The 21,551-nt window shown below is 70.1% G+C and carries 16 protein-coding genes; 8 read left to right on the top strand and 8 right to left on the bottom strand.

The features are described 5' to 3' along the window. Nucleotides 1-183 precede the first annotated feature (183 nt). The 3 genes from FNH09_RS17355 to FNH09_RS17345 form a co-directional block, all read right to left on the bottom strand. Nucleotides 184-516 (bottom strand): histone-like nucleoid-structuring protein Lsr2, encoded by a 333-nt coding sequence (locus FNH09_RS17355; protein WP_152888852.1) that lies wholly within the window; start codon nt 514-516, stop codon nt 184-186. 840 nt (nt 517-1,356) lie between these two features. Beyond that, nucleotides 1,357-1,767 (bottom strand): EamA family transporter, encoded by a 411-nt coding sequence (locus FNH09_RS17350; RefSeq protein ID WP_162468718.1) that lies wholly within the window; start codon nt 1,765-1,767, stop codon nt 1,357-1,359. A gap of 126 nt (nt 1,768-1,893) precedes the next feature. Beyond that, nucleotides 1,894-2,319 carry an EamA family transporter gene (locus tag FNH09_RS17345; protein ID WP_162468717.1) on the bottom strand — a complete coding sequence of 142 codons (426 nt, stop codon included), beginning with the start codon at nt 2,317-2,319 and terminating at the stop codon, nt 1,894-1,896. A gap of 1,520 nt (nt 2,320-3,839) precedes the next feature. On the opposite strand from FNH09_RS17345, the gene FNH09_RS17340 reads away from it, so the two are divergent. Together FNH09_RS17340 and FNH09_RS17335 are read left to right on the top strand one after the other, a co-directional pair. Further along, nucleotides 3,840-4,205, top strand: a complete 366-nt coding sequence (locus FNH09_RS17340) for a hypothetical protein (RefSeq protein WP_152888846.1) — start codon at nt 3,840-3,842, stop codon at nt 4,203-4,205. Nucleotides 4,206-4,550: 345 nt separating this feature from the next. Then, entirely contained in the window at nt 4,551-6,197 is a 1,647-nt protein-coding gene (locus FNH09_RS17335) for a penicillin-binding transpeptidase domain-containing protein (RefSeq protein ID WP_152888844.1), read from the top strand. Between the two features lie 418 nt (nt 6,198-6,615). Here the strand turns inward: FNH09_RS17335 and FNH09_RS17330 are convergent, their stop codons facing one another. Further along, nucleotides 6,616-7,218 (bottom strand): hypothetical protein, encoded by a 603-nt coding sequence (locus FNH09_RS17330; protein ID WP_202919681.1) that lies wholly within the window; start codon nt 7,216-7,218, stop codon nt 6,616-6,618. A gap of 288 nt (nt 7,219-7,506) precedes the next feature. After that, entirely contained in the window at nt 7,507-9,867 is a 2,361-nt protein-coding gene (locus tag FNH09_RS17325; RefSeq protein WP_162468716.1) for a M4 family metallopeptidase, read from the bottom strand. Nucleotides 9,868-10,961: 1,094 nt separating this feature from the next. Here FNH09_RS17325 and FNH09_RS17320 point away from each other — a divergent pair. The 4 genes from FNH09_RS17320 (at nt 10,962) to FNH09_RS17305 (ending at nt 15,057) form a co-directional block, all read left to right on the top strand. Then, nucleotides 10,962-13,595 carry a sensor histidine kinase gene (locus FNH09_RS17320; RefSeq protein ID WP_152888842.1) on the top strand — a complete coding sequence of 878 codons (2,634 nt, stop codon included), beginning with the start codon at nt 10,962-10,964 and terminating at the stop codon, nt 13,593-13,595. Next, nucleotides 13,592-14,014 carry a roadblock/LC7 domain-containing protein gene (locus FNH09_RS17315; protein ID WP_152888840.1) on the top strand — a complete coding sequence of 141 codons (423 nt, stop codon included), beginning with the start codon at nt 13,592-13,594 and terminating at the stop codon, nt 14,012-14,014. Before FNH09_RS17320 ends, FNH09_RS17315 begins: the two co-directional genes overlap by 4 nt. Before the next feature lie 4 nt (nt 14,015-14,018). Then, entirely contained in the window at nt 14,019-14,372 is a 354-nt protein-coding gene (locus FNH09_RS17310) for a DUF742 domain-containing protein (RefSeq protein WP_152888830.1), read from the top strand. Between the two features lie 64 nt (nt 14,373-14,436). Continuing rightward, nucleotides 14,437-15,057 carry a GTP-binding protein gene (locus tag FNH09_RS17305; protein WP_152888828.1) on the top strand — a complete coding sequence of 207 codons (621 nt, stop codon included), beginning with the start codon at nt 14,437-14,439 and terminating at the stop codon, nt 15,055-15,057. A gap of 305 nt (nt 15,058-15,362) precedes the next feature. Here the strand turns inward: FNH09_RS17305 and FNH09_RS17300 are convergent, their stop codons facing one another. Then, nucleotides 15,363-15,794 (bottom strand): DUF6924 domain-containing protein, encoded by a 432-nt coding sequence (locus FNH09_RS17300; RefSeq protein ID WP_152888826.1) that lies wholly within the window; start codon nt 15,792-15,794, stop codon nt 15,363-15,365. Nucleotides 15,795-15,832: 38 nt separating this feature from the next. Next, nucleotides 15,833-15,976 (bottom strand): hypothetical protein, encoded by a 144-nt coding sequence (locus FNH09_RS46705; RefSeq protein WP_156110820.1) that lies wholly within the window; start codon nt 15,974-15,976, stop codon nt 15,833-15,835. Nucleotides 15,977-16,607: 631 nt separating this feature from the next. Here FNH09_RS46705 and FNH09_RS17295 point away from each other — a divergent pair. Both FNH09_RS17295 and FNH09_RS17290 read left to right on the top strand, forming a co-directional pair. After that, nucleotides 16,608-19,436 (top strand): AfsR/SARP family transcriptional regulator, encoded by a 2,829-nt coding sequence (locus FNH09_RS17295; RefSeq protein WP_152888824.1) that lies wholly within the window; start codon nt 16,608-16,610, stop codon nt 19,434-19,436. A 407-nt stretch (nt 19,437-19,843) separates the two neighbouring features. Continuing rightward, nucleotides 19,844-20,404, top strand: coding sequence for a sigma-70 family RNA polymerase sigma factor (locus tag FNH09_RS17290; protein ID WP_152888822.1), 561 nt, complete (start codon nt 19,844-19,846; stop codon nt 20,402-20,404). Nucleotides 20,405-20,796: 392 nt separating this feature from the next. Here FNH09_RS17290 and FNH09_RS49820 read toward each other — a convergent pair whose 3' ends face one another. Continuing rightward, complete coding sequence (locus FNH09_RS49820; protein ID WP_162468715.1) at nt 20,797-21,450, bottom strand: LuxR C-terminal-related transcriptional regulator; 654 nt, start codon at nt 21,448-21,450, stop codon at nt 20,797-20,799. Nucleotides 21,451-21,551 lie beyond the last annotated feature (101 nt).

Genomic DNA, 21,551 nt, shown 5'->3' with positions numbered 1-21,551 from the left:
GGCCGAAACGAGGCCGACCGAGTCGTTCCGCCGCAGAAGACACGGGCCGCGTACGAGACCGTGCAGACGCGTCATCCGCGGGGGAAGGCCATCATCCGGGTACGCGAGGACCGGAAGCCGCCGAGGGTTCGGTCCCACCAAGACCGTCGAAAGTGTACGCGCACCCCCATCCGCCCGACTTCCTCAGTGAGCCTTGGCGTAGGCCTCCCGGATGCTGGCGGGAACGCGGCCTCGCTCGTTGACCTGGAGGTCGTTCTCTCGCGCCCAGGTCCGCAACTCCTCGGCGCTCGGCTCCTGCGGCGCCTGAGGCTGCGAACGACCCGCGCGCTTGGTCCGGCCTACTTTGCGACCGCCGACGATGAACGGTTCCAGTGCCTCGAAGAGCTTGTCGTAGTTCTCCGAGACAAGGTCGATCTCGTAATTGACCCCATCGAGCGAGAACGTGTGGGTCTGAACCTCATGCGATTCCACGCCGGTCAAGTCGTCCGTGTACACGGTCACAATCTTCTGAGCCATGATCGGATGTTACCAGCTTGCACCTTCTCATCAAGAGTCGACGGAAATATCGGAGACTCGGAGAAAGAAAGCGAGATGGACTTCACCGATTCCCGGGAGCGTACCGCACACCCGCGCATTCATGGCGCATACCGGGATGACCGGCCGCCCGAGACTGTGCAAGGGATCAACGGCTCGGACAAACTGCCTCGGGATCTTTCTTCGCTTTTCTGACGATTGAGACGGAACGCCACTTCCCCCGCCGGCGCCGGACGCCGCGTCCAGCAGGTCGAGCGGCAACCGCAAGGTGCAGGGTGGCGGTTGCCCACCCGACGGCGCGGCCACGTCTTCGAAGAAGGACACTCACCTGCCATTTTCAACAGCATGGGCGGGACCTATCGGAGCATGCAGCGATATCACCCTGCCAGAATTCGGGTTCAGCCCGATGGCCACAGCCAAGTGAAAAGGACTTTCCCGCCGCCGAAATCCGCTCCGTCAAGCGGCACAGAGTACGGTCTGAGCGGCCTGGACATGATGGGGTGATTCATCAGATGGCCGGTGGTGGATCGAGCCGCTCTCAGGTCTGCCCCGAGTGCAGTTCGCCGGGCTGCCGGCACCGGTGCGGCGCCGCGGCGGTGCCGGCAGCCCCTGGCCCCCTGAGGGACGTCCCGGCGGCTCGTCTGCCGCGCAGAGACAATCTCAGGTCCGATTCTCTTGCCGTGGGCAGTCCTCGCATCGCAGCCCGGTCGGCACATTGCCGCACGGAGGACGGGGCTGTTGCGGTCCGGGCGACCGGGAGTCGGCCATGTCGGATCGCCCGGCGCCCCGAGCCGAGGCAGCCGGTGGGGGAATCGCGGTAGGTCAGGAAGAGGCGACGAACGAGGCGCGTTCGGGATCAAGACCGAGATCGGGACCGAGATCGGGACCGGGATCGGGACCGGGACCGGGATCAGGTCTTGAGGTGGCCGCTGTTTCGACGTCGGAGCGCGCGCCGCGGCCGGGGAGATCCACCACGAACATCGCCAGCAGCACCAGTGCGCATCCGGCGGTCTGCCGCACGGACATGGTCTGACCGGCGAACAGCCTGAAGGCGGCCGCGAACACAGGCTCCAGCGTCATGATGACGGCCGCCCGTTCAGGGCTGAGCCTGGTCTGTGCCCAGGTCTGGACGACCAGCGCGGCGGCGGTGGCGAGCACGGCCGTCCACAGCACCCCGTACCAGGAGGTTCTGTCGGGTGGGATCAGGTCCAGGCCCCCGGCAGCGCGGCGCACGTCGCGCTCACCGCCACGGACACCATCTGCGCGAAGGCCAGACCGTAGGGGTCGCGCCCGGACGCCCAGGCATCGGTGCCGAGGATCTGCAGGGTGATACAGACGGCGCAGGCCAGGGTGAGCAGTTCACCCGGTCCGACGCTGAGCCCTCGCAGGGTCAGCGACGCCAGCCCGGCCGCTGCGAGTACGGTCCCGGCCCAAGGCCGTAGGGGTGATCCTCCGGCGCAGGACGAGGGCCGACAGCAGAGGTGTGAAGACCACGAACATGCCGGTCACGAAGGCCGACACGGTCGCCGAGGTATGGCGCAGGCCGTACACCTGCAAGGTGTACGAGGTGCCCAGGGTCAGGCCGAGCGCGACGCCCCGGACCCAGCCGGCCGGATCGAGGGAGACGACGGCCCGGGGACGCAGCACGGCCAGGACGAGCGCCCCGACCGTGAACCTCGCGGCCATGAAGTCCATGACGGGCATGCGCCGGGTCGCGTCCTGGACGACGAGGTAGATGAATCCCCACACCGCGGTCACCGCGACCAGCAGCATCACTGCGGTCACGGTTCCCCGGCGCATCTGCTCCGGCCGGGCTGGGGCCGCGGTGGCCACAACGGCACCACGGCCATCGACGCTTGCGCCCTGACCAGCCGCGGGCATCCGGATGCCTGGTGGCAGCGGCACTTCTGTCAGGCCCAGCAAGTGCTCAGCTTCTGATCGTTCGCTGATGCAGTGTCACCTGCTCACTCCGGGAACCGGTACGGGCAAGTGCGGCCACCTGCGCCGCTGCACCTCGGCCTCAAGGACACGGATCCCCAGTTCACCGGCTGCATCGCTCGAGCAACGAGATCGTTGCCGTCCGTCGACGGCCGGTCAACCGTCTGTGCCGGCGGCGGGGCCACAGGTGCAACGGGTCTGCCTCCACAGGCACGCTTGAACCGAGGTCGTGGCGAGGCTCATGAAGGATGCGGGTGCCGCTGCCGGTTCGCCGGGCCATGCGCCGACGCTCTCGGCTGCGCCTCGCGGACGCAGCACGGGCCGCTCCCTCAGCGTCCGTTCCGGCCGGAACTCCCGCGGCGACGCGCCCGATCGATGCGCCCCGGGCGCGACGCCCGGTGACCGGGCTCCGGTGCCGCACCCGCGGAGGAGAAACCGCCGGGGATGGGAAGGCGCCCCGGCGTGTGCGCCTCGTGGGGTGCGGGCGCGTTGGTAGGTGCAGGGGCGCGCTGGGCACGAGCCAGCACGGTGACGTGGGCGATGAGTGCCGCGCAGGCGGCACAGACTTCCTCGACGCTCCACATTCGTCCGAAGGCCGGATCGTGCCGCATGATCAGAACGGTGCCTCCGGCGCACCGGTTCCTGGTGTCGGCGTGGGCGGCGCAGTCCTGTGCGCGGCAGTGACAGGCCGCGCCGGAACGAGGTCCGGCGGCCTTCGCGTGGGCCGCGGCGTGTGCCGCGGCGAATGCCCGTGCGGCGGCAAGGTCACGCGTGACGGGCGGCATCCTGCACCCGGCTGTGCTGCAGGTGACGGCCACGGAGCGGTCGCGGTGCGCGACGAGCCGCACTGTCCAGCTTCGCCCCGGTAGGAAAGCCGCGGACTCACCGCTGTGGTCAGCCGTCAAGGAGGGTCGTCCTTTTCGCTCGGGGGGGTGGACAGCTCACGTGCCTTGTTCTGGGCTACCCGCGGACAGCCCCGGCACGCCGGGGCTCGGGGATGCGGCAGGACGGTGTGCCTGTCCGTACACACCCTCCCACGACAGAGCGGGAAAGTGGCCTGCGGCCTCGGGTCCATGGCAGCGGCCGACTCCCACAGGACGCTCACTCCCCCGTCGTCCGGCGCCGCGCGGGGAGGCGGAGGGCCCCCGCGCGGCACGCCGACGCGGGCCGCCCGCCACCGTCCGCGCACCGCCGGATCACCGACTCGGGCAGAAGACCTGCCCGACTTACTCACGCCTCCCGCCTCGGCAGGCTGCGACCGGTACTTGGCAGAAGACTGGCCCCGCGTCGTGGACTCGGACACCTCCGGTGCCCGACGCATGCCGGCCAACCCTCGGCATCGCACATCGGTAAGGATCCAGAACACGATGAAGTCCATATTCAAGACCCGTGTACGTGCGGCTGCGGTCGTCGGAGCTCTCGCGGGCGCGCTCACCATGGGCGTCGCTGGCTCGGCATCCGCGTCCTCGGTCCCCGCCTGGCAGCTGCAAGTCTGCTCCTGGGGCGACTACCAGACCAACGTCTACTGGGGCAACGGCGGCTTCATGGGCGTCCCGGCCAACGAGTGCAGGACCGCCTACTGGCAGCGCACCAGCTCCACCTATTACGTGGTCCACGTCGATGCCTACGTCAACAACGGCGGCTACATCGCCGGCGCCGACGTCAACATCGCCCAGGGCGCCGGCCTGGCCACCGGCGGAAGCCGCAACGCTCCCTACCTCTGGTCGTTCTGAACCGACTCCCCGATGTCCGCCATCGGGATCGGGCACCCTTCGCGCCCGCGGATGCGAGGGGTGCCTCGGCCCCGGCGTCCGCCACTGTACGAAGAGGGGACAGCAGCGCGAAGAGGTGCCCTTCGCGGCATGGGGGCAGGAGACAGCCGATAGCGACCGCCCGAACCGGAACGGCATTCCGATCGGCTGTACGGCACGGCACAAGGTGGTATGACGGGCGCGCAAGCGCGGAGCATGCGGACCGAGGACGGTCATGCCTACGGCCGCGATCGGTGGCCTGACATACCGGCATATCTGCCCGAAAGGCTCTTTGTTCGCAGACGGAACATAATTACGATCGACCTCATGAACAGAGCTGCCAAGACCGTCGTGACCGGCGCCGTCACTGCACTGCTCGTCGCCGGCGGGGTCGGCGCCTACAACCTGCTGCACGAACTGACCACGGTCGGCGACGACGGTACGGAGCCTGCATTCGACCCGGCGGCGGTGTCGAGGACACCCCCTTCCGGCGACAAGGCCGAAGAACTGGCGGAGACCTTCCTCGGCAACTGGTCCCTGCAGCATCTCGACTCCGCCGCCGCCGACACCGACGAACCCACGTCGGCCGTCCAGGCCTTGAAGGACTACGCCGACGGACTGCATCTGAAGAAGCTCTCCTTCAGCCACATCCGTTCGAGCGGGCCGTCGGCCGTCACCAAGGGCGCCACCAAGGTCGCCTTCGACGTCACGGCCGAGGTCGACGGCGGTACATGGAGCTACGCGAGCGCGGTCGCGGTACGCCAGAGCAGCAACGGGGCGACCGCCGTCCGCTGGAACAACTCCGTGCTCTACCCGGGCCTTCAGAACGACCAGTCCCTCACGGCGGGGCAGCTTCCCCCCGGGGCCAGTGACGCGACTGTCGTCGCGAGCGACGGCAGGACCGACCTGTCCGCCTACCCCTCGCTGCGGGACATCGTCGCCAGCATCCGCAAGCACGCCCCCGCCAAGGGCGGCACCCCGGGTATCGGGGTCGCCGTGGTCGACGGGGACGGTATCGGTGTCGAGGCGGCGGAGGTGTTCCGCAAGGGCAGGACCCCGGCCATCAAGACCACCATCGACGCACATCTGCAGGAGGCCGCCGAGCACGCGGTCATGGACGCCCACCTGCAGCACAAGCCCGCCGGCACCGTGGCCCTCGACTGGAGGACCGGGCACATCCTCGCCCTCGCCCACACCGGTGACCACGGCGACATCGCCATCAACGGCATCAAATCCCCCGGCTCCACCATGAAGATCATCACGTCGGCCGCGCTGTTCGACCAGGCCGGGCTCACCGCCGACAGCCCCGCGCCCTGCGCCGATTCGCTGGTCGCCAACAGCCAGACCTTCCACAACGACGAAGGCGTCAAGGCCGCTCCGAACGCCACCATCGCGCAGGCGTTCACCGTCTCCTGCAACACCTCCTTCATCAAGGACGGCTTCCACTACCTCGTGCACGACGGCGACGCCTCCGCGCTCAACGAGGAAGCCACCGACGTCTTCGGCATGGGGAGCTGGACCATCGGCGGCGGCGTCGCCACCACCGACCCGAGTATCCCCGCCGACGTGCAAGGCAGCGATCAGGCGGCCCAGTTCATCGGCCAGGGAAAGGTCACCGCCACTCCCCTGTTCATGGCGTCCGTCGCCGCCACCGTGCGCAACACCGGCTTCGAGCAGCCGATCATCCTCCCCGGCCAGCCCCAGACCAGCGCGCCCAAGCGGATGTCCGCACGCACCGCCGGATACCTGGAGACGATGATGCGCAGCGTGGCGACCAGCGGCACCGCCGCACCCCGCCTGCGCGACCTGCCCGGCGTCGGCGCCAAGACCGGCACGGCCGAAGAGGGCGACCACACCAACGGATGGCTCACCGCGTACAACTCGCACATCGCTGTCGCGGCCCTCGTCGAAGGCGGCACCTCAGGCGTCGACTCGGCCGGATACGTGGTCAGGCAACTGCTGACCGCACGCTGAACCCTCGACGCCGGCGCAGCACCCGCGCCCCACTCCGGCGGACCGACAGCCCGCGGCGTGCGTGCGCCTCTACCGTGCGACGGAGCCGCACCGCCCGCGAGAGCGGGCACCGCAGCCACCGACACCACCGACGCAAGAGGTCCGCCATCCCCGTCCCCGGTCGTTGAGCGCCGCCCACGCGCCGGGCACCCCGTCACCGGCCTCCCCACGTCCGGTGCGATCCGGTGAGCGGGCCGGTCCGGGCGGCCGATCCGCGGCTGCCGCACCTCGATCCCGCGCCCGCGCCCGGTGACGAGGTGAGCGTCGCCCGCCCAGGTTCGCAGGACGGCCGACACCCAGCGACGCGAACGTGGTCGGGCGGCTCGGTTCCTGCCCGCCCGACCACGTTCGCGACCGGGACTGCGATTGCACGACACGTTCAGTCATGCGTGAAGAAGCCGAGGATCCGCGGGCCGACCGCATCCGAGTCGGCCCGTGCACGAGGAGTGCGGCCGTCCTCGCGCCACGGCTCGAGGCCCAGGGTGAGCATCTCGCAGTAGCCGAGGCTCGAGGCCACCTGGCCGAGGTCGCCCAGTTCCGCGGAGCGGCGGGCCAGTCCGATCATCATCGCGATGCTCTGCAGCGGGCTGTCCTCGGCGCCCGCCCGGGTCAGGCGCGCGCGGAGCACACGCTCGGCCTCCGCCAGGACATCGGTCCAGACTCCGTCCCCCGCGTCCGCGCACACTCCGGTCAGGGACGTCAGCCACAGATTCGCGTGCGATCGCAGCACCTGCTCGACGGGCCGGAAGTCCATGACCGATCCGCAGGGCGTCGAGGCCCGGTCGGTGTGTGTTGCCACTCCGGCCCACTCCGGCAAGTCCTCCGCGTGCACGCGGCACAGGAACACCAGCCAGCCCGCACCGCTGCCGTCACTCAGAGCCGGGCCTTCCCGGAGCGTCGACGCATGGGCGGGGCACTGCACGACCATGCGGACGGTGGTGGGCTCACGGTGGGCGGACAGCCGCTGGGTGACGGACGGCATGGGGACTCCTTCGACGGTTCCGCCTCGAAGGGAGCGCCAGGCGCGGCCGTCACATCCGGCCAGGACATTTTCCTGCGGCCGCTGCCTGGCGCCCCCATTGCAGCAGAGAACGCAGGACGCCTCCCGCGTGCGGGGGCGTCCTGCGGACTCCGAGGTGGTCTTCGTTCCCCTTCGTGCACAACGTCTGTGCGGGGATGGACAGATGGCCCCGAGGATGCCTCGGCTCAGCCGGGCGGCTGCCGTCGGGCACGGCCGGTGACGGGAAGTCATCGGCCGTGCCCGCTCGGATCAGAAGGTCAGGCTCCAGCTGTCGAGGTAGCCGGGCGCGACGGTGAAGATGCCGGGGGTGTTGTCGGTGACCCGCAGCTTCCAGGTGCCGTTGGCGGGCACCGCGGAGGCGTCGACGGTGTACGTGGCGTGGATCTGGCCTTCGCCGGTGTCCCAGTACCAGGGCTTCACCGGGATCTCCGTGCCGTTCTGGCTGACCAGCGTGACCACCTGGCCGCCGACCCACTGGTGGACGAGGTCGATGGTCACCTTGAGGTCCTTGGGCGCGGTGCCCTTGCGGCCGGTCACGATCAGCGGGGACTCGATCGTCTTCCAGTTGGGGATGTCGAAGCGGGCGGGGTTGACGAAGTAGTGCCCGCCGGAGGCGAGGACGGGCCAGTCGAAGCGCACCGTGAGCCTGGCCTTGCGCTGGGCGGTGTTGCGGACGGTGACGGCCGCCTTGTAGGTGCCCGCCTTCTCGGGTGTGCCGCTGATCAGGCCGGTGTGTGCGTCGATGGACAGGCCCTTGGGCAGGCCGTGCGCGGCGTAGGAGAGCCGCCCGGGGGCGGAGCCGACGGCCTCGATCTGGCGTGTGGTGGGCTGGCCGACGGCGACGGGCCGGGTGGAGGGCGCGGTGACGGCGATGTGGTGGACGAAGCGGGAGCCGACGTTGACGGCCGCCCAGGCGTTGCCGACGGCTTCGTAGGTGGCGCTGCCCTGTCCGAACAGGTCGGCGGCCGCCTGGAGGGTGGCGGTGCGGGCGCCGGCGTAGTCGGTGGTGCTGGTCATGTAGGTGGTCAGGGCCCGGTACCAGATGTCGGCGGCGTTGTTCAGGCCGATGCCGGCGACCGGCAGGCCGTCGTAGGTGGGGCTGTCGTAGGCGACGCCGTTGACGGTCTTGCTCCCGCTGCCCTCGGACAGGAGGTAGAAGAAGTGGTTCGCCGGGCCGGAGCTGTGGTGGACGTCCTGCTTCTTGAGGTCCGGGCTCCAGTAGTCCGCGGACGTGCCCTTGACGGGGTCGGCGTCCTTGGAGGGCTGGTCCATGTAGCGCAGGGGCTTGCCAGTGCCACGGACGTCGGCGAGTTCGCCGATGGTGTAGTCGGGGACGTCGGCGGCGTTGTTCGCGAAGAACTCGACGGCGGTGCCCATGATGTCGCTGGTCGCCTCGTTGAGTCCGCCGGACTCGCCGGTGTAGATGAGGCCGGCGGTGGCGTAGGTGACGCCGTGGGTCATCTCGTGGGCGGCGATGTCGAGTTCGGTGAGCGGCTTGGTGTTGCCCAGGCCGTCGCCGTAGGTCATGCAGAAGCAGAGGTCGTCCCAGTAGGCGTTGGCGTAGCCGTTGCCGTAGTGGACGCGGGAGGAGGCTCCGACACCGTTGTCGGCGATGCCGTGGCGGCCGAAGCGGTCCAGGTAGAAGTCCCAGGTCTCGCGCTGGCCGTAGGCGGCGTCGACGGCGGCGGTCTGGCGGTCGGCGGTGGTTCCGTCGCCCCAGATGTCGTCGTCGTCGGTGACGAGGGTGCCGTTGCCTCCGCCGGTCAGGTCGTAGGTCTTGTGGCTGCCTCGGTCGGGGTCGGTCAGCTCGTAGACACCGTTGTCGTCGACGGTGCCGATCTCGACCTGGCCGCTGTAACGGCTGTTGCCGGTACCGGAGTTGATCTGCTCGGTGCTCTGGAGCTGCCTGCCGGTGGTGGCGTCGGTGACGATCATCAGCCGGCTCGGGGTGCCGTCGGCCTGGGTGCCGGTGACGTAGGACTGCCAGGCGAGGGTGGGCTCGGTGCCGTCCATGAAGACGACGAGCCGGGGCTCCTGGGCCGCAAACGCGTCCTCGGTGCGTTCCTTCTCGGCCGTGGACAGGGCGGACTTCTTCGCCTGGGCGGCGCTGAGGGCGGCCTTCGTCGTGGGGACGGCGACCGGAGCCTGCGAGGCCTTGGTGACGGTGCGGCTGTCGGCCCGTTCGTGGACCACCAGGTCGCCGCCGATGACGGGAAGGCCCGCGTAGGTGCGCTCGTAGCGGGTGTGCACCGTGCCGTCGGCGTCCTTGATGACGTCCTTGGGTATCAACTGCTCCTTCGCGCCCAGGTGCAGGGCCTGGGCGGTCGTGGCGCGCTGTTCGGTGGCCGCCTTGAGCAACTGCTTGCGCTGTGCGGCGGAGAGGGCGTCGGGGCGCGCGCCGGACCTGGCCTCGGCGACGATCCTGCCCGGAGCCGTGTCGCCGTCGGCAGGCGCGGCCGCGGCGCCGGTGGCGGGGAGGAGCGGGGTCAGCAGTGCGGCCACCGTGACGGCGGCAGCCGCGAGGCGGCGGCCCCGTGCGGGGTGCGCGCCGCGGGTGGGAGAGGGGTTCGGGGGTGACGTGTCGCCCGTGGCAGACGGGTGGCGGTTCACTCGTGCAGCTCCTTGTGCCCGGCCGGGAACGGCCGGTGGGACGGAGGGTGTCGGAGACCTTCGCGGGCTCCGCGAGACGGCGTGCGACTGATATCGGCCGTCGGCCTGGATCGTTTCAGCGCGCCTGCCCACTGTCACCACTGCGGAGATCATTGTCCGAAATTCGGTGACCTTCGCGACCTCCGCCGTTCGCGGCACAACCGCTTCCACGTGCCGGTTTACGGTCCGGCAACAGCGAAATTACGTCGATGAGCGAATGTTTTCAGCCACACCCAGACTGAGGCGCGCGGCACGATTGGCATGGTTATGAGGGGTTTTTTCGGTGGTCGCCGCAGACAACTTGTCGCCCGCAGAGGCGACCTGACGGCTCGTTCGGCACCCCGCAACCACCTTTTCGAGCCACACCCCCGGCCTTGAATCGCACACCCCGGGCGGCCGCGCCCCACCCGGCCGGCGGGTGCGCGCAAGGCGCATACGGCAGTCGGCGCGGAGCGCCGCCCCCGCCCGCCCCGCACACAAGCCGTCCTGATCCCGCCCGTCGACCGTTCAGCCGCACGGAAATGCGCGAACTAAAGGGAAGGACTTCTTCCCGAAAGCGCAACAGGTGTTCAAGAATTGAAGAGTTGCGTACATGACAAGCCCGCGTTTTCGGGTACGCTAAATCCGTCATTCGATGGCAAAACGGCTCTATTGCCGGGGCTTCGGCACCGGATGCCACAGGGCGGGAACCTCTCGCGAACAACAATGCTGAACAAAGGACCGCCCACCACGACCGCCGGGATATTCACTTCCTGGCTCATTCAGGTACGCTTCCGGCGGGTCTTGAGGCGAGATTTCTGCGCGCAAGTATCCGGTGATGCGGAACGTGGGTCTCGACCGAGAAGCAGCGCATACGTCTTCCCTGCTGAGCTGGAACGACGCTCCGCGCCGCTCTCCCGACCACGCGCCGCATGGGCCACGTATCCGCTCTCCTCGGCGAAGGCAAGTCCGCTTCGTCCAGGGACGAACGAAATCCAAATTCCTGACGGACGCTGGCCGTGTCGCCACCGCCCCGAAGGTGGGCACCGCCTTTTCCATGGAGTTTGCGACCCCTCATGAAAACGCGTGGAACAACAATTCGCAGGAAGCTGACAGCACTCCTGCTGCTTCCCCTGGTGTCACTGGCCTCTTTGTGGGCCTACGCCGCGTATCTCTCGCTGGGCAACGCCCTGACGCTGGCGCACGTCAATACGATCGGCACCCACCTGGCGCACCCCCTGGGCCACGTGGTCATATCCCTCCAGACCGAACGGCGGGAATCGCTGATCAGGCTCGCCGCGGGGAAGACCTCCTCGGGCAAGGCGTCCGTGGGGAAGGGGCCGGCAACAACCGCCGCGAACGACCTTCGCGAAAGCCGCGTCGCCACCGACAAGGCGATCAGTGAGTTCACGGCGCAGGCGCACGACGAGAGCGTGCGCGACGACGAGACCGCGCGAGTGCGAAAGAGCGTCGACACAGCGGAGCAGGCACTCGGTTCCATCGCCGCACTGCGCCAAGGGGTCGACACCGGGATGGTCCCCAGCAGCAAGGTGCTCGCCTCGTACACCCTCATGAACGCGGCGATCTCCGACGCCTTCCGCAGCATGACGATCCTGCCGGCCGACGACGCCCAGGACCTCGGACTGGCACTGTTCACGCTGGTCCTCTCGGGCGACTCCCTGGCCCAGGAGGACGCGCTCATCTCAGCGGCGGCCGCCAGCCCCCGGCACCGACTGGACCCGGACGCGTACGCCGCCTTCGTCCAGAACGTCGGAACCGAGCGTTACCTCAACGCCCTCGCCATGCCTGGCCTGCCCCCGGCCCAGCGCGCCCCGTTCGAGAAGCTCGCCACCGACGGCGGCCCACTCCAGCAGGTCATGGCCATGGAACAACGCGTCATAGCGGCTGGCCCCGACGCACGGCAACTGCCGTTCTCCATCCAGCAGTGGCGTGCCTCCTACGACAAGGCCTGGTCGGCGAGCAACGAGTTGGCCCTGAGCGACATCGACGTCGTCTTCACCCTCACGGACCCTCCGGCCCGACACGCCTTCGTCGAACTGCTCACCGCCGGGTTGCTCGGATTCGTCGCACTCATCGTGTCGGCGGCCATGTCCGTCAAGATCACCCGCTCACTGGTGATGGACCTCAGCCGACTGCGTGAGTCCGCCCGCAACCTGACCGAGGACCACCTGCGCGACGTCGTCGGCCGACTGCGCCGCGGCGAGAACGTGGACGTGGCCGCGGACATGACGCGCCCCGAGTTCGTCAACCCCGAAATGGCCCGACTCGGCGACGCCTTCTACGCACTGCAAGTCACGGCCGTCGAACTCGCCCACGAGGACATCCGTCTCTACCAGGGCATCAAGGACGTCTTCCTCAACCTCGCCCGGCGCAGCCAGGGTCTGGTCCACCGCCAGCTCGGTGTGCTGGACGCCATGGAGAAGCGCGAGCACGATCCCGAGGTCCTCGACGGCCTCTACCGGCTCGACCAGCTGGCCACCCGGCTGCGCCGCTACTCCGAAGGCCTGATCATCGTCTCCGGTGCCGCGTCCGGTCGTATCTGGCGGCACGCGGTCCCCGCCGTCGACGTCGTCCGTGGCGCGGTCGCCGAGACGGAGGACTACGCCCGGGTCGTCGTCCTGCCGATCCCTCCCATCGGGATCAAGGGCCAGGCCGCGGCCGACATCATCCATCTGCTCGCCGAACTCATCGAGAACGCCCAGAACTTCTCGCCCGCCGACAGCGAGGTGCGGGTCACCATGGGCACCGGCGCCAGCGGCGTGATCGTCGAGGTCGACGACCGAGGCCTGGGCATGCGTGAGGACGCCCTCGAGGCCGCCAACGCGCAGATCAACTCGCCGCAGGACATCAGCCTTCTCGACAGCACCCACCTGGGGCTGGTCACGGTGGGCCGCCTGGCCCGCCGCCATGGCATCAATGTCACGCTGCGCCCCTCTCCGTTCGGAGGTGTGTCCGTCGTCGTCCTGATCCCGTACTCGCTGATCGAAGAGGGCCCGGCAGGCATCGAGGCGCCGGCCGCGGGCACGAGCGAGGCGTACACGCCCACCCACGCCTTGGGGCAGCCCGACCCGCGCCGAGCCGCGGCACCTCTGGACGCCGCCCCGGAGCCCGGCGCCTTCGTCGACCACACCGGCCCTGCCGTTGCCGGCTCCTGGGACCAGGGCACGCCGGTTGCGTCACCCGACGCCTGGGCGATGTCGCACCCGATGAACGCCGAGCCCGGCGACATGAGCTGGCACGCCCAGGACACGGCCTCGTCGACCGCGGCGCCCGACATGATCGACGGCCTGCCGCGCCGGGTCCGGCAGGCCAACCTCGCCCCCCAACTCATGAACGACGCGTACGCGCCCCCCGGAAAGGCTCCCATGGACTGGACCGATCCCCCCGGCGTCGGCCAGGCCGCCCCGGCCGGCGTGCCTGCGCATCAGCGGGTCGCGTCCTGGTTCGGAGCCTTGGCAGAGGGCCGGCCCGACAGCAGCCCTCCGGCCCCCGCGAGCACTGCCTGGGCAGCCGACCGGACCGGGGAGAGCTCCGACGCACAGACCGGGCGGCCTCCGCAGGTGCGCTCGCTGATGGCCGCACTGCAGCACGGCACCGCACGCGGGCGGATGGACTCCGACACCGGCGAGTTCCCCGTGCCCGACCTGCCCACCGGCGATCACTACCAAGGAGATGGAAGGTTCAGATGACCCAGCCGATCGTTGCCGAGGCGGCCTCCAACCTGGGCTGGCTCCTCAATGACATGGTCCAGCGCGTACCCGACATCGCCCACGCCGTCGTACTGACGACGGACGGCCTGATGCTGGCCGGCTCCGACGGACTGAGCCTGGAGCACGCCCAGCAACTCTCCGCGGTCGCCTCCGGCTTCCACAGCCTTGCCAAGGGGGCGGGCCGCCACTTCGGAGGCGGCGCCGTCCGCCAGACCATGGTGGAGATGGAGGCTGGGTACCTCTTCGTCTGCTCCGCGGGCGACAACGCCTGCCTGACGGTGCTCACACCGGAAGGCTCCGACATGGGCGCGGTCGCCTACGAGATGGCGCGTCTGGTCAAGCGGGTCGGCCAGCACCTGTCCGTGAACGCCCGCGGCCAGAAGCACGGCATCGGCTGATGGCATGAGCGACAGCGACTGGGTGGACGACGGACCGCTGGTCCGTCCGTACGCCCTGGTACGAGGGCGTACCAGGGCCCGCCACGACGTGTTCGACCTGGTGGCCTTCGTGGTCGCCCTGGTGGACACCTTGCAGGGGTGGATCCACATCGAGCCCGAGCACACCCGTCTGCTCATCCTGTGCCGCAAACCGGTGTCGGTGAGTGAGCTCTCGGCCGGTACGAACCTGCCGATCGGTGTGGTCCGGGTCCTGCTCGGCGATCTGCTCGACATGGGGGCCATCAGGGTGCGCGAACCCAGCGAGCGGCCCAGCCCGCAGCTCATCAGAGAGGTCCTCACCGGCTTGCGGGCCCTGTGAACCGGTTCACCGGCGCCGGACGGCGCCGCTACTCGACATCCATCGGCTGAGAAATGGAACGGTCATGAGCAGCATCGTGCCAAGAGGCAAGACGCCCCCGCTTGCCGCGGACGACCTGCCCCAAGCAGTCAAGATCCTCGTCGCGGGAGGGTTCGGGACCGGGAAGACCACCCTGGTGTCGACGATCAGCGAGATCACCCCCTTCCACACCGAGGAGACCCTCACCCGCGCGAGCATCGGTATCGACGACACCTCGGGTGTGGAGCTGAAGGCCACGACCACGGTCGCCATGGACTTCGGCCGCATCACCCTCCGCGACAGGCTCGACCTGTTCCTGTTCGGCACCCCAGGTCAGGACCGCTTCTGGTTCATGTGGGACGAGCTGGCCGCGGGTGCCCTGTGCGCCGTGGTCCTCGTCGACACACGGCGCCTGCCGGTGTCCTTCCCCTCCATCGACTACTTCGAGCGCCGGCGACTTCCCTTCGTCGTCGCCGTCAACTCCTTCTCGGGATCGCGCGCATACCCGGTGGAGACGGTGCGCGCCGCCCTGGATCTGAACCCGGACGTGCCCGTCGTCATGTGTGACGCGCGTCAACGTCGCTCGGTGAAGGATCTCCTGATCAGCGCGCTGGAACACGCGCTGGCGATCGAGGAACGCGCCGCGGCTCGAGAGAAAACCTCCTGACGGCGCGGCCGAGTTCGCCGACCATCCCATGCCGGCGGGTCCCGGGACGCCCGGCGCCCGCCGGCACGGCGCGGGTTCAGGCGCGTCGTCGCCGCGCCCGGCGCACGTAGACGACGAGGAGGGTGCCGCCACCGGCCACGACCGCGGTCGGCTGGGCCTCACACAGAGCGTACGGCCATATGACGTACGCCCCGTGTCCCTGGGCCGATCATGGGCACACGTCGCTCGGTGAGCACTGGGCGTTGCTGCCGTAGGCAGCCCTCGCCGATGACGCTGGCGTCGCGCAGGCCGGTCGTCGCCGAGGATCAGAAGCCGCGGAAGACGCCTTCGGCGTCCGCGGCCCCGACGAACTCTTCCCAGTCCATGTTGCCGATGGAGATGTTGTTCTCGATCGCCGAAAGCCCCTCGACCGCGACTCGCAGTTCGTCATGACCCTGCTCCGGCGCGTCCTCGTCCTCCTCGTCGAACAGCATCACGGCGAGCAGGGGCATGCCGGGAGCGGTGAGGGCGCTCTTGTCGGCCACAATGACGAGGGAGTCGCCGGGAGGCGCCAGCGCGACGATCTGCTCGGTGGTCAGATCGCTGTAGGCGGGGTCGTCCACGACGTGGACATTGGCGACGAAGTCCTCCTCGTCCGGGGTGGTGGCGGCCGTACGGAGTGCCTCCCACGCCGCCTGATCCGAGAAGTCCGTACGGATCAGCAGGGTCTTCTCCGTCTGGGGCAGGCTCTTCGGCATCTCTCTCCTCATGGGGTGTTTCGACGGTCACCGGGCGGTCAGGCCCGGTGCAGGGTGATCTCGTGGGCGAAGTGGGCGCCAGGGCGGACGTGCGGCCCCGTGGCTCGTTCGCACAGCCGGAAGTGCGCGAGCAGGCAGGGGCGGTGGACGTCGGCGCGTGCGCGCCATCCCCGGCGGGGCACGTGCAGCGCCTCCCCCCCTCGTACGGGCGGACCCGCACCTGGGAGCCGCCGGATCGCAGGGCCGTGTCGGCGTCGACGGGCCGGACCACGGCCGGGCCACCACCACGGCAGGCCGAGACACGCAGCGCGACGTCGCGGACCAGCACCATCCGCCCCGCACTTCGCTCCGTCGGAAGGGAGCAGGTGCCCGCCAAGCGCGACACGCCGCCCCAGCCGACGTCACCGCATCGGCATGCCGAACACGGACACCGGCGAACGGTGCCTGGGGACCGGGCGCACCCATCTCCGTCTCGCTGGCGAGCGCCCCGGCACCCAGGCCGGTCCACTCGGAAGTCGCCGTCCGTCTCAACCGTGTCCGGCTGGATACACGATCGGGTCGACATCGCAGCGTCCGGGGCACATGACCCCGGCGCGGAGACCGCAGGAGTCGTCGGATGGCGCATCCTTTCGTCCCGGAGATCACGCAATCCACCGCCGACAGGTCCGGGAATTGAAGCGGGCCCCGTACTCGCGGCACCACCCTCATGCCGCAGGCCGGGCCCGACGTCCACACGACCTCCGCCACACACTCCGCACACCTCAGGGCGCGGACACGCACGCGGCGCCCTTCGGCAAATAGAATCGACCGGACATGCGTTTTCAGATCCTCGGACCCGTCCGGGTCTGGCAGGGAGCCAGCGACCTCGAACTGGGCCCTCCCAAGCAGCGAGCCCTGCTGGCTCTGCTGCTGGCCCATGCCGGTCAACCGGTGCCCCTGCACGGGATCGTGGACTCCCTGTGGCACGAGGGCCCCCCGGCCACCGCGGTCAACGTGGTCCACCGCCATGTCGCCGCGCTGCGCAGGCTCCTCGAACCCGGTCTGCGCTCCGGAACCGCCTCCAGCCGTCTGGTCCGCGCCTCGGGCGGCTACGGCCTGAACGTCTCCGGGGACGAACTGGACCTGCTGCGGTTCCGCACCCTGCGCGAGGACGCGCACCGCTGTGCGCAGCAGGGCGACCAGGTCAAGGCCGTGGAACTGCTCGTCGAGGCACTCGACCTGTGGCGCGGCCCTGCCGCATCCGGCATTCCCCCCGAGGTGCGCGCCCTGCCGGTCTTCACGGCCATCGACGACGAGCACGTCGTGGCCGTCAAGGACGCCGCCGCGTACGTGCCCACGGCAGGCGCCGCGCTGACCGAACGCGTCCTGGTCACCCTGCGCCAGGCCGCGTCCCACCATCCCTTCGACGAGGCGCTCCAGGCCCGGCTCATCGAGGTCCTCGCCGCCGCGGGCCGCCAGGCCGAGGCGCTGGAGACGTACCAGGTCGTCCGGGCGCGCATCGCCGAGGAGATCGGCCTGGAACCCGGTCCCGAACTGCGCGAGGCACAGCGCGGTGCCCTGGAGCAGTCGCATCGGCCACAGCCGGCCGCGCTCGCGACGAACACCTCGCAACCCGCCCCGGCCGCCGCCGCGGATCGGGTGCGTCCCGCGCAACTTCCCCGGGACCTGGGCGCCTTCACCGGCCGGGGCGCCGAGCTGGAGCGTCTCGACAGCCTGGTGCCCGGTCCCGGCGAGCCCGCGCACACGGTCGTGCTCAGCGGCATGGCCGGCGTCGGCAAGACCACCCTCGCCGTGCACTGGGCCAACCGTCTCGCTCCCCGTTTCCCCGACGGGCAGGTCTACGTCGATCTGCGCGGCTTCCACCTGAGCGGGGCGACGATGAGCGCGGCCGAGGCGCTACGCGCCCTGCTGGACGCCTTCGGCGTGCCCGTGGGTGACATCCCCGCGGAACTGCACGCGCAGGCCGCGACGTACCGCGGACTCCTGGCCGGGCGGCGCGTCCTCGTCGTGCTGGACAACGCCCGCGACTCCGAGCAGGTGCGCCCGCTGCTGCCCGCCCCGCACGGCTGCCTGGCCGTCGTCACCAGCCGTCACCAGCTCCAGGGACTCATGGCCGTCGAGGGCGCCGATTCGGTCACCCTGAGTCCGCTCGACGAGAGCGAGGCCCGCGCACTGCTCGCCCGCCGGCTCGGCGCGCAGCGGGTCGAGCGCGAGGAGCACGCGGTCGCGGAGATCATCAGTCTCTGTGAGCGGCTTCCGCTGGCGCTGGCCATCGTGAGCGCCCGAGCGGCACTCAACCCGGGCTACCCGCTGGCCGCCATCGCCGAGGAGCTGCGGACGAGCCACGGCAGCCTCGACGCCTTCACCGGGGAGCCGCCGCTCGCCGACGCACGCTGCGTCTTCTCCTGGTCGTACCAGGCCCTCACACCGGAGGCCGCCCGGCTCTTCCGCCTGCTGGCCCTGCATCCCGGCCCCGACTGCTCGGTGGCCGCCGCCGCCAGCCTGACCGCCTCCCGCCCGCGGCAGACGCGAACCCATCTGACCGAACTGGTCAGAGCCCACCTGCTGTTCGAGAACGAGCCCGGACGGTTCTCCTCCCACAGCCTGCTGCGCGCCTACGCCGCGGAACTCGTCGAGGAACTCGACACCGACGACGACGCGGCCGCGGCGACCACCCGCGTGCTCGATCACTACCTGCACAGCGCCCACGCCGCGGAGACCGTCCTCGCACCGCACCGCGAACGCATCACCCTGCGCCGCCATGCGGTCCACACCCTGCCCGAACGGTTCCCCGACCAGCGGGCCGCGGCCGACTGGTTCGACCGCGAACGGCCGGTGCTGCTGGCCGCCGTGGAACAGGACGGCCGCCGCGGCGACGGAACCTTCAGCTGGCAACTGGCCGCGGTCCTCGAGCTCTACCTGGACCGCAACGGACGCTGGCAGCAGCAGCGGACCGTGCAGACCACCGCCATCACCGCGGCGCAGCGCGGCGGCGACCTGCTGGGCCAGGCGCACGGCCACCGGGCTCTCGGCTTCGCCCTCAGCCGGCTCGAACAGTGGGAGGGCGCGGACGAACACCTGGAGCGGGCACTGCACTTGTTCGAGGAACTCGGCGACACCCACGGACAGGCCCGCGTCCACCGCTACGGGGCGTTCGTGGCCAATCGGCACGGCCGGCACGCCGACGCTCTCGACCACTACCGGCTGGCCCTGCAGCTGTACCGCTCGGCCGGGCACCTCAACGGCGAGGCCAGTGTGCACAACGAGGTGGGCTGGACGTACCTGCTGATGGGTGAGTACGACAAGGCGATCGACGAGTGCAGCCGTTCACTCGCGATCCACCAGCAGACCGGCGACCCCAACGGCGAGGCCGCCGCGTGGGACAGCCTGGGCGTCACCCGGCACCGGCTGGGCCACCACGAGCGGGCCCTCGACAGCTTCCGGCACGCGCTGGAGCTGTACCGCCGGATCCGGGACTCCTACCTGGAGGCCGACACCCTCGTCCACATCGCCGACACCCACCTGGCCCTGGGCCGCAAGGACAGCGCGGGCCGGACGCTGCGGCAGGCCCTGGACATCCTGGAGCACATCGGCCACCCCTCCGCCGAGGGCGTCCGCGCCAGGCTCCTCGAAATCGGCTGAACCCTCCGGCGGGGCGGCTCCGTGTACCCCGCGGAGGCACTGTGACGCAGTGCACGCCACGCACGGACGGGTCCGGCCGACGGACGCGGCACGCGCGGGACGGCACGGCAGCCCTGCGGGACCGACCGTCCGTTCGGCATGTCCCGCGTCAGAAATCCGTCAGCTTTCCGGCTGCGGCCGCTGCCTACGATCCCCGCACGTGTTGGTTCCCCGGTGGGGAACTTCGCCGAAGCAGGCACGACATGTGTCGTGCCCGTCGGCCGTGAACCGTCACCTCCGGTTCGGCCGGCGCACCGCCTTGCCCCGTCCTTCGGCGATCTCGCACACCCTCCCGGCCGTCTCCTGCGGCCGTGATCGCCCGTGCGAGCAACCACGACGGGCGGATCCTTGGTCCCCACGGAATCGACATGACCTGCGCAACCGCTCCGGCCGCACCCCGGGGAGCACACGGCGAGCACCTCCTCGAGGTACTCGTGACCGACCACGCCAAACCCCTGCTCGCGTACGTCGAGCGCATGCTGCGCGACCGCCACACGGCGGAGGACATCGTGCAGGAGACCCTGATACGCGCCTGGCACCACGCGGACCGGCTGTGTGCCAACGAGGGATCGATCCGCGGCTGGCTGCTCACGGTGGCCCGCAACCTGGCCATCGACCGCATCCGCAGCGCCTACTCCCGCCACGAGTCGGTGGGTGCGGAACACCAGGGCCCGCTGCAGAACGACCACGCCGACACGTCGGCGGCCTCCGTCGACGCCCTGGCCCTGCTGCGCCACCTCTCGCACGAACACCGCGAAGTCCTGGTGCACACCTATCTGCGGGACAGGACGGTCCACGAGACCGCCCGCATACTCGGCGTCCCCGCCGGCACGGTGAAGTCCCGGCAGCACTACGCACTGCGCCAGTTGCGCAACCGGGTCCGGGCGAGGAGCGCTGTCCAAGCGCCGGACCGCGCGGCAGCGGCATGACACGACCAGCGGTACCGCCGGCCGCGCAGATCCCGTTCCGGCCTGGTCCGGGCGTGGCCGGAATCGGCGGTTCGATCCGACGGGTGCACGCCGAGGCGGCCTCGAACCGGGCCAGGTCCGGTCCCGGGTGGCGGCGGTGCGTCGATGCGGCCCGGTCGGACGCGAGTCGCCGCCGTGGTGAGGTGTGGGCCGCGCGGTCTGCCGGTTCCACGGCAGGCGACGTTCGCCCCGTCGCGACGCCCGGCACGCTCCCCCACCGCCACCGGCCGAAAGCCCGAGTACGTCCAGTACGAGGACTTCCGGCCGCCACTTCCCCCAGCCTTCGGCCGGGGGGACCCCAGAGCAGGCACCGAACGCCGCTCCTAGACGGGCAGACGTCGCCTGCCGCGGTACTAGAGAAAGCCTTGGCGCAGTGCGTGGGCGACGGCGTGCACGCGGTTGCGCAGGCCGTGCCGGACGATCATCTCGTGGATGATGTATTTGACGGTCCGTTCGGAGTAGTGCAGGGCCGCGGCGATCTCCGTGGTGCTGAAGCCGGCCGCCAGCTGCCGCAGCACCGCGAGCTCCCGGTCTGTGAAGGACGACGAATCGTCACTCCGGTCGGCGGCCTGTCCGTCCTGGCTCCGGCTGCGGATCTGCTCCAGCAGCGATCCCGTCATCGACTGCGGCAGCGAGCCGGCACCGCGCGCGACCGCGCAGAGCATCTCGCTGATGTCCGACAGGGTGGTCTTCTCGCGGGTCATGAAGGCCACCAGGCCCAGCCCGATCACGCGCATCAGCTGTTCGGCCGTGGGTTTGTTCGCCACCAGGATCAGCCGCGGCGACTCGTCGGGGTCCTTTCGGCAGTAGCGCTGCAGGGCCGCGAAGGTGTTCTCCGCCAGCTCGGCCGTGATGAGCAGGAGCACGTCCGGGGACTCCTCGTCTCCCGGCCCGAGCACTTGCACACGTTCATCACCCGCTACATGTGCCTCCACGCCCTGCGCGGTCAGCCTGTCCTCCGCGAGGACGACCACCCGCATGCGGCGCGACGTTTCAGAACCGCTCACCGAGCGTCCTTTCCAAGGGCCCGAAATCTGGCGCATCGCACGAACACACTCAGCGTTCGAGGTCGAGGCAGCGTGCTCTGCCGGGCTGCGCGCGATCGTTT

The sequence above is a fragment of the Streptomyces adustus genome (assembly GCF_009377175.1).
Classification (GTDB): domain Bacteria; phylum Actinomycetota; class Actinomycetes; order Streptomycetales; family Streptomycetaceae; genus Streptomyces; species Streptomyces adustus.
Note: the sequence above shows the minus strand (reverse complement) of the source record. Positions and strands in the feature narration are given on the sequence as shown.

Coding starts and splice junctions, on each gene's coding strand:
- FNH09_RS17335 (WP_152888844.1), top strand. CDS start 4,551: ATGAACAGAGCTGCCAAGACCGTCGTGACCGGCGCCGTCACTGCACTG.
- FNH09_RS17290 (WP_152888822.1), top strand. CDS start 19,844: ATGACCTGCGCAACCGCTCCGGCCGCACCCCGGGGAGCACACGGCGAG.
- FNH09_RS17320 (WP_152888842.1), top strand. CDS start 10,962: ATGAAAACGCGTGGAACAACAATTCGCAGGAAGCTGACAGCACTCCTG.
- FNH09_RS17305 (WP_152888828.1), top strand. CDS start 14,437: ATGAGCAGCATCGTGCCAAGAGGCAAGACGCCCCCGCTTGCCGCGGAC.
- FNH09_RS17300 (WP_152888826.1), bottom strand. CDS start 15,794: ATGCCGAAGAGCCTGCCCCAGACGGAGAAGACCCTGCTGATCCGTACG.
- FNH09_RS17330 (WP_202919681.1), bottom strand. CDS start 7,218: ATGCCGTCCGTCACCCAGCGGCTGTCCGCCCACCGTGAGCCCACCACC.
- FNH09_RS17310 (WP_152888830.1), top strand. CDS start 14,019: ATGAGCGACAGCGACTGGGTGGACGACGGACCGCTGGTCCGTCCGTAC.
- FNH09_RS17295 (WP_152888824.1), top strand. CDS start 16,608: ATGCGTTTTCAGATCCTCGGACCCGTCCGGGTCTGGCAGGGAGCCAGC.
- FNH09_RS17340 (WP_152888846.1), top strand. CDS start 3,840: ATGAAGTCCATATTCAAGACCCGTGTACGTGCGGCTGCGGTCGTCGGA.
- FNH09_RS17355 (WP_152888852.1), bottom strand. CDS start 516: ATGGCTCAGAAGATTGTGACCGTGTACACGGACGACTTGACCGGCGTG.
- FNH09_RS17315 (WP_152888840.1), top strand. CDS start 13,592: ATGACCCAGCCGATCGTTGCCGAGGCGGCCTCCAACCTGGGCTGGCTC.